Raw genomic sequence first — 15,219 nt, 5'->3', positions numbered from 1 at the left:
ATATTCCGGGGTAACTTTTGACAACATATTTAAACTTTGAACCATTTTAGACATGAGAAATGAGCTAATGATTAAATCATGTAGTATGAGTATTCTATTTTAAAGAACTCGACTTTTCCTGAACCTCTTGCATAAAGCCTCGGTTCTATTTAGAGAGTCTAATTTTTAAAAATAAAAAAACCATGCAAAACTTAGAAAACAAAACAGCTTTTATCACAGGTGGAAGTAAAGGAATCGGATATGGTATCGCAGAGGCCTTGGTGACTCAGGGTATGAAAGTGGCAATCACCAGCCGTTCACAGGATGCTGTAGATAAGGCAGTTCGAAGTCTTAATCAATTAGGTAAAGGGGCGGCATTTGGGATAGTTGCAGATGTGAGGGATTTTGAATCCCAACAAAAAGCGATTCAACTATTTGTCGAAAAATGGGGGCAGATAGACCTCTTGGTTGCCAATGCCGGGATTGGACATTTCGCATCTATCCAAGACATTACGATTGAGCAATGGCAAGAGACCATAGATACCAATTTGACAGGTGTATTTTATACCTTAAAAGCCGGATTGGAGGCATTGAGAAAGTCTAAAGGTTATTTCATCACAATTTCCAGCTTGGCAGGAACCAACTTCTTCGCAAAGGGCTCAGCCTACAATGCAAGTAAATTTGGATTGACAGGTTTTACCCAAGCAGCAATGTTGGATTTGAGAAATGAGGGAATTAGGTGCACGACCATCATGCCAGGTTCTGTAGCTACTTATTTCAATGACCATGTACCTAATAAGGAAGATGCTTGGAAAATACAGATTGAAGACCTAGGCCAAATGGTAGTAGACTTGATGCATATGAATCCAAGGACTTTACCTAGCAAAATTGAAGTCCGACCAAGTATGCCTGGTTGATATCGTCCGCATGCGGACAAAGTTGTACGCCATTTCAACCGTGCAAAACACAATTAAAGCCCTATTCGCTAAGAATCAGGGCTTTTTTTTATGGCATAAGTTTGGGAAACCTATTTGAAGGTTCAAAAACCAAAATGACTATGATAAAGCTTACCAACCTCGATAAATTCATCGAATCCAGATTTCAGAGAACTTTTATACTCAAAGGCATTGGGCTTGACATTGAACAGGGGGAATTCATCACCTTGATGGGGCCATCCGGTGTGGGTAAATCCACTTTGCTCAATATTATTGGCCTTTTGGACGAAGACTATGAAGGACAATATTCTTTTGATGGCAAGTCTATTGCTTCCATGAAGGATCGTGAGAGAAATGCCCTTCACAAATCTGAGTTTGGTTATATTTTTCAGGCCTATCATCTGATAGATGAATTGACTGTTTATGAAAATATAGAGACACCTCTCCTTTATAGAAATGTATCTTCTTCGGAAAGGAAAAGCATTATTGCAGACCTTTTGGATAGGTTTAATATGGTCGCAAAGAAGGACCTTTTTCCAGAGCAACTTTCCGGCGGGCAACAACAACTGGTGGGTATCGCAAGGGCAATAGCAGGGAAACCAAGAGTGCTTTTGGCAGATGAACCCACTGGCAACCTACATTCTACCCAAGCAAAGGAGATCATGGAGGTTTTTAAGGAATTGAATCAGGAAGGAACCACCATCATCCAAGCCACTCATGCCAGAGAAAATGCTGACTACGGAACTCGTCTGATCGAAATGCTGGACGGTAAAATTGACCAAGACATTACCATTTGAAATGAAAAAACTACTCATAAGTGGAATAGCACTATTTGCTGCAATATTTGGTATTCAAGCTCAAGATACCATACCCTTGACATTTGAAGAAGCCGTTAGGATAGGTGTCAACCAAAACCTCAACTTTCAAATACTGAACAATCAACAAGAAGTCTTGCGGGCTGAAAAGCTCAATGCCAAGCTTTCTCACTTGCCACGTGTTGTGATGGGGAGCAACGGAGGTAGAAATATTGGTCAGCAATTTCAGCAAGTCGAAGGTGAATTGATTGTGTCCAATGAAATCCAGGATTATGTTACAGGTAATATAGATGTCAGTATGCCTATTTTTAATGGTACTAGGAGAATCAACCAAACCTTGGCCTCTAAGCATTTTGAAGAAGCTGGTAAAAATGAAATCCAAAGAGCCAAGGAAGAAGTGATGTTCAATGTTGCACAGCAATACCTGCAGGTCTTGTTGGATGAACAATTGTATAATATCGCCTTGGAAAATCTTGAAAATCAGAAGAAACAATTGGAACAAATAGATGGGTTTGTAGATGCTGGGTTGAGAACCTTGGCCGATCTGTACAACCAACAGTCTGAGGTAGCCCGATTGGAAACTGTCGCTTTGGACGCAAGGATTCAATGGGAAACGGACCTTTGGACATTGGCAGAGACGCTCCAATTGGATAACAATACACTGCCCCAACCAGTGTCAGTGGATATCGAAGACTTTAGAAGCGAATTGTTGGCCTTGACTTATCCAGAGCTCTACGATCTAGCTTTCGTCAATCGTAAAGACCTTCTTCAACAACAATCTTTGGAAGAGGGTAATCGGAAAATGCTAGCTGTTTCAAGGTCCATGCTATATCCGCAATTGAACGCTTTCTTCAATTACAGCACGTTTTCTACATCCTTCGACCAAAGACCATTTAGGGAACAGTTTTTCACCATTTACCCGCAAAGGTCTTTTGGATTAAGGTTGAATATTCCTGTTTTCACCAATTTTGATAATAGAACTGAAGTGACAAGAAGTAAGGTTGAATTGAGAAACCAAAACCTCAGAAAACAAGCGTTGGAAAGACAAATCGCACAAGAAGTAAAATTGGGCTATGAAAATTTTAGGGTTGCCGTCAGAAGAGAAGAAGCTACTCAAGTGCAATTGAAAGCGGCTGTCGAAGCCCAAAAAGCCATCTCGGAAAGGTTCAGGTTGGGGGTCTCGAATTTTGTGGATTTGGCACAGGCCAACCAACAATTGGTCACTGCCCAGTCAGATTATGCCCAAGCCCAATACACACTCTATTTCCAAGAAATCATCATGCAATATGCTTTGGGTATTTTAGAAGTAGATTCTTTGTGATAGAGGATGTATCAAATTCCTTAGACTTAGGGATATATTGGAAAAAGTAGGAGAGTGGTAAACATTCTCCTTTTTTCAATGCAAAATTTGAAACATATTATTTTTGAGGATTACCAAGAATCACTTGATTTAAAATTAGTGGGTGTTTTTGGTCAGCCTGCCTTTTCCATGCAGGTTTTGTCATTTCCACTATACGTTTTTTGAACCAAGTAATACGCTTATAATTATCGAACAAGATTATATTTGATTGTACTTTTTTAAAAATCTCTTTACATTATGCCAAAATGAAAGGGCAGAAATTTATCGCTGTCGTATCATCCATGATCACCTCTGTAATATGATTATCCAACTAGCTGGAATTCAGTCCTTTTTTGAAGGGAGTAAGACACCGTCAACTATAATTTGCTTTGAAAAAGGAGTGTTTTCCATAGAATACAGCAACGAAGCTTTCCAGGTTTTTTTTGAAATAGAACCAGAACATGTCTTAGGATCTAATTTGCCTCAGCTTTACTTGAGAAAGGATTTCCCCGAAAGTTTTATTGATGGAAAACTTGAAGAGGTTTCCAGGAAAATAGCGGTAGAAAAAGGCAGTGAAGAATTTCATGTTGACTATTTCGATTATGATTTAAAAAATATTGAAAACCTAAAGTTAGGTTTTACATTTTTAGTGGAACACGAAGGGAAGCAATATCTATCGCACACTATTTGTCATCAGACCCCGGAAATCCTTAGATCGGTGGAAAAAGATAGTTTTCAGGATTATAGTGAAAATATGGAAATACTTGTCAATTCCATAGAAGGGATAGTCTGGGAGGCAGATCCAACTACTTTAGATTTCACCTATGTTAGTCCTCAATGTCAAGACATCCTTGGTTTTACTTCGGAGGAATGGCTTGATGTAAATGAGTTTTGGCAGAATCATATCCACCCTGATGACCGACAATTTGCCATCAACTTGCTTCGTCAAGAAACAAATGCCTGTAGGGACCATATTCTTGAATTCAGAATGTTGTCTAAGGATGGGAATTACATTTGGCTTCGAAATAAGGTCACTGTCATCAGCGAATATGGCAAACCACAATTGATCAAAGGTGTAATGTTTGACATCACCAAAGAAAAAGAGCTGAGTGAAGATATCAGACTCTTGATAAATAATACAGATGAAGCTTTTATCCTGATTAACCTTGATTATTCAGTCAAGATTTTTAATGACCAATTCAGTTACCTGTTCAAAAAATACTATAAACAAGAAATCAAGATTGATGCTTCAATATTGGCTTTTGTTCCCGATGAAAACAAAGAAGAAATTAGAATCCTTTATCGGAAAGTTTTTGAAGGGAAAAGCAAAAAAACCGAGTTCAGTTATAAGGATGAAAATAACAATCCAATAGTATTCTCAGTAGAGTTTAGACCTGCCAAAAATTTACAAAATGAAATCATAGGTGCTTTTGTCACTGCCAAAGATATTTCAGTTGAAAAGAAAATGTTAGACTCCTTAAAAAAGAGAGAATTAGCATTGAAGAATATTTTTGATAGATCTCTAGATGTCATTTGTACCCTAGATGAACATGGTGTATTTAGAAGTGTCAGTGCTGCTTCCAAGAATGTCTGGGGATATGCACCGGAGGAGCTTGTTGGAAGGTCATTCCTTGATCTGGTAATTCCCGAAGACCATGAAATATCTATATCAACAGCGGAAAAAATCATTGGAGGGGAAGAAGTCACCAATTTTCAAAACCACTATAGACACAAAAATGGCGAAATTGTCACAGTAAATTGGTCAGGAAAATGGTACGAGGAAGAAAGGATCATTTATAGCGTAGCAAAGGATGTATCTACATTAGAGAAAAGTTTCAAAGACATCCAAAAAAGTGAAGCCAGGTTCAGGGGAATGTATGAATCCTCCAGTTTTTTTGTGATCAGGACAGATTTTGATGGTAACTACACATATTGTAACAAAAAATACATTGACCAGTTTTCTTGGCTTTACCCGGATGGTAATTTTTTGGGAAAGTCAATCTGGGCTACCGTTCTGAAAAAAGATTTTGCAAAAGTAGAGGAGACAGGAATGAAAGCTGTCATGAATCCTGGCGTGGTATTCAATGTTGAAATTGATAAACCAACGATTGATGAAGGGGTGATTTCGACCCTTTGGGATTTTATGGCCATTTTTGATGAAAATGGAGTGCCTATCGAACTTCAGTGTGTGGGTACTGATATCACTGACAGGGTCAAGTTCGAAAACGAACTCCAACAGAGTAATGAAAGATTTGAATTGGTCATGCAAGCCAGTTCTGAATCAATATGGGATTATAACCCGGTAACAAAAGAGATGTTTTTGGGTGATGGTTTTGGTAGGGATTTTGGTTTGGAAATCAAGGACTTGGATCAAAACTATGATTATATCAATGAACAGTTTCATCCCGAGGATAGAGAGGGTGTTTTACAATTTTTCAATCATACGCTTTCAGATCCCGAAAAAAACCGATGGGAATCAAAATATAGATTTAAAAATGGGTCGGGGTCATATATTTTTATTGAAAATAGGGCTGTAATTCTCAGGGATAAAAATGGGAAAGCTGTTCGTGTAGTCGGCGCCATACAGGATGTCAATCAGGAGGTCTTTTACCACCAACTGGAAATGATGGAGAAGGAAGTTATGGCATTTGCCATGCAAATAGACGTTGATCTAAAAGAAGTCATTGACCTCCAATTGAATAAGCTTGAGGATATTTTTCCGGGAATGAGATCTTCTGTCATGAGGGTGCGCGAAGATAAAATTTGGAAATTGACATCACCTTCCTTGCCGGATGATTATTTTGAAGAAATCAACGGGATTGCAATCGGGGAGAAGGCTGGTACATGTGGTACGGCTGCATTTTTAAGGAAGAGGGTGTTTGTAACAAATGTAAACTCAGATCCCCTTTGGGAGAATTTTAGTCATTTGGGTCAAAAATATGGATTTAAAGCTTGCTGGTCTCAGCCGATTTTTAACTCTGAAGGTGAGGTAGTGGCTACATTTGCGAACTATTATGAGGAAGAAAAATCTCCAAGCGACTTTGAGCTGCAGGCCATGGACAGGGTTCAAAGATTGCTTTCTCTGATACTTGAAAAATTTGAATTTATAGAGCAGATCAAACTGACCAATGAAAGGTTTGAGAATGTAACAGAGGCCACCAATGATGCTATTTGGGATTACGATGCGGTACAAAACGAACTGTATTGGTCTCAAGGCTTTGAGTCCCTGTTTAAATATGACCTGAGTACACTTATTCCTACTTTTGATTTTCTAATGTCACGGATTCATGAAGAAGATAGATCAAGGGTAATCAACAAGGTAAACACCTATTTGTCAGATCAATCAAGTGTAAGTTGGTTTGAGGAATACAGGTTTGAAAGAGGAGATGGAAGTTTTGCTTATGTCATAGACAGAGCAAAATTTATAAGAAATGAAGAAGGAAAAGTGTTGCGGGTAATTGGTGCAATGACCGACATTACTCATTTGAAAGAATACGAAAGTTCACTCGAAAGCCTCAACAAAGTGTTGGATAAAAGGGCTAAAGAGCTCGCCATTTCCAATGCAGAACTAGAGCAGTTTGCCTATGTGGCATCACATGACCTTCAAGAACCATTACGTATGGTAACCAGTTTCTTGCATCAATTGGAGAAGAAGTATGGTGATATTATTGATGAAAAAGGCAAGAAGTATATCCATTTTGCTGTAGACGGTGCTTCTAGGATGAGAAATATCATTCTGGACTTATTAGAATACTCAAGAGTAGGCAAAGATGCTGAGGATAAAACCCACATATCACTCAATCATATAGTGGATGAGGTACTGATACTTCAAAAAAGAAGTATGGAAGAAAAAAAGGCAATCATCAAGGTTGATCCTCTTCCTGAAATTTGGTACCATCACACTCCTATTTTTCAGGTTTTCAAAAACCTGATTGAAAATGCCCTTAAATATTACGAACCAAATAGGCGACCTGAGATTCATATATCATGCGAAGAAAATGAAAATGAATATGTTGTATCTGTAACTGATAACGGAATTGGAATCGAAAAAGAACATTTTGACAGAATATTCATTATCTTCCAAAGATTGCATGCCAAAGATAATTATACAGGAACGGGAATGGGCTTGGCAATAGTGAAGAAAGTTGTAGAAGGATTAGATGGAAATGTGTGGATAGAGTCCGAACCTGGTAAAGGGAGTGTATTTTGTTTTACGATTCCCAAAAGGTACTTGGAAAAAATATGAAAGCTGAAATAAAAATTGTTCTGATCTACATCTTGGTTGGGGTCATGTGGATTTTATTGAGTGACAGTGTTTTATTGATGGTTTTTGATGAAAGTGAGCTTGATCAGATTGCTTATCTGCAAACCCTTAAAGGAATTTTTTATGTACTGATGACAGCTTCTTTGTTGTATTTATTGGTTAAGAAATACTACGAATCATTGGATAAAAAAGTCAGGGAACTGGAACAGCTTAATCGCAAATTAAAAGGTAAAAGCAATGAATTGGAATCTTCAAACAGCGATTTGGAACAGTTTGCTTTTGTGATTTCACATGATTTGCAGGAACCGCTTCGTATGATCACAAGTTTTTTGTCTCAGTTAAAAAGAAAATATGACGATCAACTTGATGAAAAAGCGCAACAGTACATTTTTTTCGCTGTAGACGGTGCCATCAAGATGAAACAAATCATTCTAGACCTTTTGGAATTCTCTAGAGTTGGGCGCTTTAACGAACCCTTGGAAGAGATTAACCTCAATGAAATACTGAAGGAAGTCTGTGAATCAAACAAAAAGTTGATTGAAGGAACAAGAGCCCAAATATCGATCAAAGAATTGCCTGTTATCCTTAGCCACCGTGCCCTTATGACACAATTGTTTCAGCACCTGTTAGAAAATTCACTTAAGTTCAGGCACGAAAATAAGTCACCGGAGATTGAAATCGGTGTAAGGGAAAGTCAAAAGAATTATGATTTTTGGATAAAAGACAATGGTATCGGTATCGACCAAGAGTACACAGAAAGGATATTTGCCATTTTTCAGAGACTGCATACGTCTGAGAAATTTGGAGGCGGCACTGGTATCGGTCTAGCCCTGGTCAAAAAAATAATTGATTACTATGGTGGTTCAATTGAATTGGATTCAACAGAAGGAGAGGGCAGCACATTTTATTTTTCTCTGCCCAAGAAAGCTACCCTACCGAATGATAGGATAGCTTAAATTATCAGGTTTTTATTCCTAAACCTTGACAAACAATTTTTCTTTAGATCTTCTTACTTTTTTTGCATCTACCATAGGGTCCTTTTCATTGTCCCTAAAGCCTAAAGCCAATAGAGCCGTACTTCCCAATTTTTGAGCTTCGAATCCAAAAATCTCATCAATTTTGTCCGGTATAAAACCCTCCATGGGTGTAGTATCGATTTTTGCTTCAGCTGCTGCAATCATTGCCGATCCTAGAGCGATGTAGGCTTGCTTTGACGCCCATTGAAATTGTGCCTCAGTACTCATGCCTTCAAAATTTTTCTTTAACCTATCTGCATAATCACTTAAGGCATTCGGAGTGAGATTTCTTTCATCAGTTACTTGCTGAAAATAAGCATCAATTCTTTCCTTTGTTATTTCTGTCCATGCAGCAAAAATCAATAAGTGAGAGCTTTCCAAAATCTGCGGTTGGTTATACGCATTTGGAGCAATTTTCCTTTTCAGCTGTTCATCTTCTACTACGATGACCGAAAAGGGTTGAAGACCGTTAGAAGTAGCTGTCAGTTGAATTGATTTCAATATGCCATTCAATTGATCCTCTTTAATCTTATCTCCTGTCATTCTTTTGGTCGCATAGCGCCATTCCAAACTTTCTATTGTAGTATTCATATTTTCAGTCTTTGTATTTAATGTATATACATCTATATAACAGGAGTTTGTTTTTTTTGTTTTGTCTTAACCAAAATATTCCATTAAATTTTAGTTATAGTTCATGTTTGAATAATGATACCAATTATTATTTATGAGGTTTTATTCTTCATGCTTCCAATTTTATGATTAACTTGTAGTCATCACCTCAATTATATTTAATGAATCCTTTGAAAAAAAATAATGCCAAGCTTTTTGGAGCGAGTGGAAAAACTACGCTTGTTTTTGCCCATGGGTATGGATGTGATCAAAGCATGTGGAGATTGGTAGTACCCGATTTTGAAGCAGATTATCAAATTTTAACCTTTGACCACGTAGGTTCTGGAGGGTCGGATGAAGCCTCCTATGATTTTGACAAATACAATAATCTATCTGGATATGCCACCGATATTATCGAGCTGCTTGAATACTGCCAACTGACCAAGGTTGTTTTTGTAGGGCACTCAGTCAGCGCTATAATAGGTGCTTTGGTAGCTATAAAACGTCCCGATTTGATGGGTAAACTCATTATGATAGGCCCATCGCCATGCTATATCAACAAAGGGGATTATTACGGAGGTTTTGATGAAAATGACATCCACGAAATGATCGATACTTTGGAAAGCAATTATTTGGGTTGGTCAAGCTACATCACGCCAGTAATTATAGGAAGACCGGACAAACCTGAGTTTGCCGATGAACTGAACAAAAGTTTTTGTACCAATAATCCCGAAATCGCCAAGCATTTTGCCAAAGTCACTTTTATGGGCGACAATAGAGCGGATTTGTCAAAAGTTACGGTAGATACTTTGATAGTACAGACTTCACCTGATATCATAGCACCTGAGCGTGTCGGTAAATATGTACATGAGCAAATAGTTGGAAGTGACTATTATTTGATAGAGTCAGCGGGTCATTGTCCTCACCTTACCGCACCAGAAGAGACCATAAGAATTATAAAAGATTTTATTTAAATTGGCTTAAATAATATGGATTATAATGAGCTATTTCATCAGGCACCTTGTGGCTATTTGAGTCTTGACAAGAAAGGGGTCATTACCAAGGCAAACCTTACCTTATGTAATTGGCTAGGATATAGTCCTATTGAACTGCAGGGCTTGTTTACCTTTCAAGACCTTTTGTCAGTAGGTGGCAAGATTTACTTCGAAACCCACTTTTTACCATTACTTCAGCTAGAAGGACAAGCAAGTGAAATCAATTTTGAAATAATCGCTAAAAACCGGGACAAATTGCCGGTGTTAGTCAATGGAACAAAAGTAACCTTCGACAATAAAATTATTGGTTTTAGGTTAACCATTGTTGATATTTCCCAGAGAAAGCAATATGAAAAAGAACTCCTGAAGGCCAAAAAACTGGCTGAAGAAAATGCATTAAAGCTGTCTGAAAAAAATATTGAGCTGGAACGTTTTTCAAATGTTGTTTCCCATGACCTGAAGTCTCCCATTAGAACTTTGAGTGGATTGCTGGAAATAATGGAAAAGAAGGGCTTTCTGAATATGGAAGAAGAGTCAATCAAGATCCAAAAAATCATCAAGGACAACCTTAAAAGAATCTCCGTATTGGTGGATGATTTGATGGAGCAGACACTGTCCGAAAAGGAAACAGAGTATAATGAAATTGTAGATTTGAATGAAGTTGTAGAAACAGTCAAGGAAATGCTGGGAGATGAAATTCAAAAGTCATCTACACAAATTAATATTGAAGTATTACCTTATGTGAGAGGTAATAAAAATCAAGTAATCAGGTTGATACAGAACCTTATCATGAATGCTATCAAATACCGTAGCGAGGCAGATCCTAGGATTCAAATTTTCTGTAATGTCACGGATAACATGGCGACAGTTGAATTACGGGACAATGGAATCGGTTTCGATCCAATTTTTAAGGATAGGATTTTTGAATATATGAAAAGACTGCATAGTCCTGATAAAATCCCCGGATCAGGAATCGGGCTCTATTCTTGCAAAAAAATTGTAGAATCGCACGGTGGTAAAATACAAGCAGAATCAGAACCTGGGCAAGGAGCTACGTTTGTTTTTACCCTTCCTATTGGTTCAAGTCAAATCTAACTCGAATTGCTTCCTGGAAATTCTTACATTCTCAACTCCTATAACAGTTAGGTTGGGCTTTTCCCGATTAGAAAAGACCATAAATAGTTTCTTAATTTTTTTCATTAAGTTAGGCATAGACGTCGATTTTTTTTTAATTTGAAATAAGACCCAAGATCTAATGAACAGAAGAACTTTTATTTCAGGATTGACCTTAAGCACCGGCGCATTGACAGTATCTCCATTACGGACTTTTGGAGCAGTACCCCAATCGAATAAAGAGGTGAAAATTTCAGATAATTACAGGATATACGAAGCCGATGTAGTGATTGCAGGTGGTGGCTTGGGTGGTTGTGCAGCTGCATTTGCAGCCCTACGTAATGGCCTGACCGTCCTCATGACAGAGGAGACCGATTGGATTGGAGGACAGCTAACACAGCAAGCTGTGCCACCGGATGAGCACCAATGGATAGAAAGTCACGGAGCGACTGAATTGTACCGTGTTTTTCGTGATAAGATCAGAACGTATTACCTGGATCAGTACCCTTTGACAGAGGATGCTAAGCAAAGAGAATTCCTTAATCCAGGAGACGGTTCTGTTTCCCGATTGTGCCATGAGCCCAAAGTGGCACTTTATGTCCTACAACAAATGTTTGCCCCTTACGAAAGTGCAAGAAAACTACTTATACTATTAGACCATAAGGCCGTGGAAGCAGATACTGATGGTAAAAGGGTAAGTTCATTGGAAGTGGAGTCCACCAAATCCAAAAAACGAATACAGCTAAAAGCTCCATATTTTGTAGATGCCACTGAACTTGGAGATCTTTTGCCAATGACCAAGACGGCCTATGTTACAGGAACTGAATCCAAGTCAGTAACCGGCGAATTGCATGCACCTGAACAAGGTGATCCTGGAAACAACCAGGCTTTTACGGTTTGTTTTCCAATGGATTATGTACCTGATGAAGATTGGGTGATCCCCAAACCCGAACAGTATGAATTTTGGAATTCCTATGTCCCGAAGCTTTCCCAACCTTGGCCAGGTGTCATGCTTGGTTTGCATTATTCCAACCCACAAACCCTTGAACCAAAGAAGCTAGGATTTCATCCTGAAGGCATACCAACCGGTGATTTGCTCAACCTGTGGCTTTACAGAAGGATCCTTCATAGAAATAACTTCAAAGAAGGCTTTTATCAAGGTGATATTACTTGTGTTAATTGGCCGCAAAATGATTATATCCCAGGAAATTTGATTGATGTGTCCGAACAAGAGTTCAACAAACATGTAGAAGGGGGGAAGCAGTTGAGTTTATCTTTACTGTATTGGTTGCAGACTGAAGCCCCTAGGCCAGATGGTGGAAAAGGGTGGAAGGGATTGAGATTGCGTCCAGATGTAGTGGGGACTGAAGATGGTCTCGCCAAGTATCCTTATGTCAGAGAATCCAGGAGAATCAAAGCGCTATTTACAGTTTTGGAAGAACATGTAGGTAAAGAGCAAAGAAGCCAAAAAAGTGGTTTGACCGGTGAAGAACTGAAAGCTGCTCCATTTTACGATTCTGTAGGAATCGGTTATTATCATATAGACCTACATCCTAGCTCCAATGGGGACAATTACATAGATTTCCCTTCTTTGCCCTTTCAGATCCCCTTGGGGGCATTAATACCACAAACTATGGAGAATCTACTTCCAGCAAATAAAAATATAGGAACTACTCATATTACCAATGGCTGTTACCGATTGCACCCTGTCGAATGGAGTATAGGCGAGGCAGTGGGCATGTTAATACCTTTTGGAATGTCAAAAGATGTTACACCCAAAACTGTCAGGGAAGACCGGAATTTATTGAAAGAGTTTCAGGATTTGATTCGCAGTCAGGGAATAGAAACAGAATGGCCGGCTTTATAGATAGGTCGTTAAACTCAGGTAAAGTCACTTTTCATCAGCCCAAATCCAGTAATGTAGATTTGGGCTTCTTTCTTGACAATTCAATTTTGTCAAATCATATGACTTTTGTTCTGGAACAATGACTTCAATTTGGTTTTAGTTTAGAGAACTATAGAAAGAAAAAAAACATACTATTTTAGTACTTCTTTTATTTTGTAATTACAGACATAGAATGCAATTGGTTTCTAATCAAGACAATAGATTTTTTAAATCTGATTTACAAATTCATAAAATGTCTATAGGATTTTCTAGTAAATAGAAATTATCAATTAATTTTTATTTGGATTTAATCTAAATACACTGATATTTGTCATGTTATTTAAATTCAATCTAAATAAATGAACAGGACACTCACTATTGCTTTTTGCTTCCTTTTGTCATGTCAGACTGCACAAAAAGAAGACTATCAGAACCAAATCCAGATCATCACAGCAGGAGGAACCATTACCGAAATTGTTTATGCACTTGGTTTTGGCGAACAGATTATAGCCACTGATATCACTTCCACATATCCCGAATCTATGCAGGAATTACCATCTATCGGGTATAGGAATCAGATAAAGGCAGAAGGAGTTCTTTCCTTGGGTGCAGATTTGATTTTGGCTGAGGAAGGATATTTGACCGATGATGTAGTAAGTCAATTGAAGGGAAGTGGAATAGACATACATTTTTTTAAGAAGCCAACTCATACATCAGAAACCCAAAGCCTGATCAATGACCTGGCGGTTTTGTTTGATGCTGAACAAAAAGGAAAAGAATTGATCAATAGTTTGGAAGCTGATCTTTCAAAGCTTCAGCAACTCAAGTCCATGAATTCCATGGACTCTCCTAAAGTGGCTTTTGTCATGGCAAGGGGAGAGGAGATGGTGTTTATAGCTGGCGAAGATACCTTTGCCGCCACCTTGATTGAAATGGCAGGTGGTATATCCGCTGGCAAAGGGTTCAAGGATTTTATACCCTTGACTCCCGAGGCATTGGTATCCATGAATCCTGATTATCTTTTGTTTTTCGATTCTGGGATCAAGTCTATGGGAGGCATAGATGGCTTGAATAAAATCCGAGGTATTGATCAGACAATTGCCTACCAAAATGATCAGATTTTGTCTTTTGATGGTCTTTATCTATCTGGATTTGGTCCTAGAGTTGGACAGGCAGCCTTTGAATTAGCAAAAGCATTGGGTTACTGATGAGTCTGCAAACATTGACATATCACAAGGAAAAAAAGCAGATGAAAGTGCTTGTTTCACTGTCGGTATTATTACTGGCTGTGATCTTAATAGCACTTTCTGTAGGAGCATTTGGTATACCTATGACCAGTATTTTTTCCATGATAGCTGATGGTATGGGAATTTCGACAGGATCTTATACGCAACAGGAATTACGTGTCTTGACCAATATCAGATTGCCTAGGGTGCTTTTGGCCATGTTAGTCGGGGGAGGTCTTGGATTGTCAGGTGCTGCACTGCAAGGACTCTTTCGGAACCCACTGGTCGAACCAGGTTTGATAGGTGTCAGTAGTGGTGGAGCATTGTTTGCGGTGATTTATATTGTTTTTGGGGCGAGTATGCCATTGATGAGCTCACTTGGAAAAATCGGTTTGCCTCTTTTTGCATTTCTAGGAGGTTTGATCAACACCTTTTTGGTCTATAAACTGGCTAGCCAATCAGGGAAAACGGATATCTCTTTGCTTATCCTAGCTGGAGTGGCCTTGAATGCACTTTGTGGCGCATTGATTGGTCTGGTGATTTTTTATGCTGATGATGCTGCTTTGAGAAACTTTACATTTTGGAGCTTGGGTGATATAGGAGGGGCCAATTGGCAAAAAGTGGGAATCAGTTTTTGCTTCCTTCTAATACCTGTTGGAATGATTCTAAGCCAATTCCGATCACTCAATGCCTTGGCCATTGGTGAAAATGAGGCTTTTCACATGGGTGTAAATGTTCAGTTGGTCAAATACATCCTTCTTTTTGCCTCCGCATTGATTGTAGGGACGGCTGTTTCTCTGACAGGGACAATTGGTTTTGTGGGTTTGATAGTTCCTCATTTGATCAGATTACTATATGGAGCTGACCATAAGTTGGTTCTCCCAGGTTCATTTCTATTAGGCGCTATACTATTGAGTGTTGCAGATATTTTGGCAAGGACGCTTATGATGCCTGCCGAATTGCCCATTGGTATCATTACAGCCATTATCGGAGCACCATTCTTTATTTGGTTAATCATTAATTTCAAAAATATAAGAAGATAA

General features: G+C 38.6%; 11 protein-coding genes. 10 read left to right on the top strand and 1 reads right to left on the bottom strand.

The features are described from left to right. Positions 1-182 precede the first annotated feature (182 nt). The 5 genes from CLW00_RS19905 to CLW00_RS19885 all read left to right on the top strand — a co-directional run bounded on the left by CLW00_RS19905 (position 183) and on the right by CLW00_RS19885 (position 8,288). Positions 183-896, top strand: a complete 714-nt coding sequence (locus CLW00_RS19905; protein ID WP_106135470.1) for an SDR family oxidoreductase — start codon at positions 183-185, stop codon at positions 894-896. 140 nt (positions 897-1,036) lie between these two features. Further along, a complete protein-coding gene (locus CLW00_RS19900; RefSeq protein WP_106135490.1) occupies positions 1,037-1,711 on the top strand; it encodes an ABC transporter ATP-binding protein in 675 nt (224 codons plus the stop codon). 1 nt (position 1,712) lies between these two features. Then, a complete protein-coding gene (locus CLW00_RS19895) occupies positions 1,713-3,050 on the top strand; it encodes a TolC family protein (RefSeq protein ID WP_106135469.1) in 1,338 nt (445 codons plus the stop codon). 337 nt (positions 3,051-3,387) lie between these two features. Next, positions 3,388-7,314, top strand: coding sequence for a PAS domain-containing protein (locus tag CLW00_RS19890; RefSeq protein ID WP_106135468.1), 3,927 nt, complete (start codon positions 3,388-3,390; stop codon positions 7,312-7,314). Next, positions 7,311-8,288, top strand: coding sequence for a sensor histidine kinase (locus CLW00_RS19885; protein WP_106135467.1), 978 nt, complete (start codon positions 7,311-7,313; stop codon positions 8,286-8,288). The genes CLW00_RS19890 and CLW00_RS19885 overlap by 4 nt, the downstream gene beginning before the upstream one ends. Positions 8,289-8,306: 18 nt before the next feature. On the opposite strand, the gene CLW00_RS19880 is transcribed toward CLW00_RS19885, so the two are convergent. Then, complete coding sequence (locus CLW00_RS19880; protein WP_106135466.1) at positions 8,307-8,939, bottom strand: nitroreductase family protein; 633 nt, start codon at positions 8,937-8,939, stop codon at positions 8,307-8,309. Positions 8,940-9,139: 200 nt separating this feature from the next. On the opposite strand from CLW00_RS19880, the gene CLW00_RS19875 reads away from it, so the two are divergent. The 5 genes from CLW00_RS19875 to CLW00_RS19855 all read left to right on the top strand — a co-directional run bounded on the left by CLW00_RS19875 (position 9,140) and on the right by CLW00_RS19855 (position 15,219). Further along, positions 9,140-9,931, top strand: coding sequence for an alpha/beta fold hydrolase (locus CLW00_RS19875; RefSeq protein WP_106135465.1), 792 nt, complete (start codon positions 9,140-9,142; stop codon positions 9,929-9,931). A 15-nt stretch (positions 9,932-9,946) separates the two neighbouring features. Further along, positions 9,947-11,047: an ATP-binding protein gene (locus CLW00_RS19870; RefSeq protein WP_106135464.1), complete on the top strand. Its 1,101-nt coding sequence runs from the start codon at positions 9,947-9,949 to the stop codon at positions 11,045-11,047. 160 nt (positions 11,048-11,207) lie between these two features. Beyond that, positions 11,208-12,932 (top strand): FAD-dependent oxidoreductase, encoded by a 1,725-nt coding sequence (locus CLW00_RS19865; RefSeq protein ID WP_106135463.1) that lies wholly within the window; start codon positions 11,208-11,210, stop codon positions 12,930-12,932. Positions 12,933-13,309: 377 nt separating this feature from the next. Then, entirely contained in the window at positions 13,310-14,158 is an 849-nt protein-coding gene (locus CLW00_RS19860) for a heme/hemin ABC transporter substrate-binding protein (RefSeq protein WP_106135462.1), read from the top strand. After that, positions 14,158-15,219 (top strand): FecCD family ABC transporter permease, encoded by a 1,062-nt coding sequence (locus CLW00_RS19855; protein WP_106135461.1) that lies wholly within the window; start codon positions 14,158-14,160, stop codon positions 15,217-15,219. Before CLW00_RS19860 ends, CLW00_RS19855 begins: the two co-directional genes overlap by 1 nt.

It is taken from the genome of Mongoliibacter ruber, from assembly GCF_003003005.1.
Classification (GTDB): Bacteria; Bacteroidota; Bacteroidia; order Cytophagales; family Cyclobacteriaceae; genus Mongoliibacter; species Mongoliibacter ruber.
Note: the sequence above shows the minus strand (reverse complement) of the source record. Positions and strands in the feature narration are given on the sequence as shown.

Coding starts and splice junctions, on each gene's coding strand:
- CLW00_RS19905 (WP_106135470.1), top strand. CDS start 183: ATGCAAAACTTAGAAAACAAAACAGCTTTTATCACAGGTGGAAGTAAA.
- CLW00_RS19900 (WP_106135490.1), top strand. CDS start 1,037: ATGATAAAGCTTACCAACCTCGATAAATTCATCGAATCCAGATTTCAG.
- CLW00_RS19895 (WP_106135469.1), top strand. CDS start 1,713: ATGAAAAAACTACTCATAAGTGGAATAGCACTATTTGCTGCAATATTT.
- CLW00_RS19890 (WP_106135468.1), top strand. CDS start 3,388: ATGATTATCCAACTAGCTGGAATTCAGTCCTTTTTTGAAGGGAGTAAG.
- CLW00_RS19885 (WP_106135467.1), top strand. CDS start 7,311: ATGAAAGCTGAAATAAAAATTGTTCTGATCTACATCTTGGTTGGGGTC.
- CLW00_RS19880 (WP_106135466.1), bottom strand. CDS start 8,939: ATGAATACTACAATAGAAAGTTTGGAATGGCGCTATGCGACCAAAAGA.
- CLW00_RS19875 (WP_106135465.1), top strand. CDS start 9,140: ATGAATCCTTTGAAAAAAAATAATGCCAAGCTTTTTGGAGCGAGTGGA.
- CLW00_RS19870 (WP_106135464.1), top strand. CDS start 9,947: ATGGATTATAATGAGCTATTTCATCAGGCACCTTGTGGCTATTTGAGT.
- CLW00_RS19865 (WP_106135463.1), top strand. CDS start 11,208: ATGAACAGAAGAACTTTTATTTCAGGATTGACCTTAAGCACCGGCGCA.
- CLW00_RS19860 (WP_106135462.1), top strand. CDS start 13,310: ATGAACAGGACACTCACTATTGCTTTTTGCTTCCTTTTGTCATGTCAG.
- CLW00_RS19855 (WP_106135461.1), top strand. CDS start 14,158: ATGAGTCTGCAAACATTGACATATCACAAGGAAAAAAAGCAGATGAAA.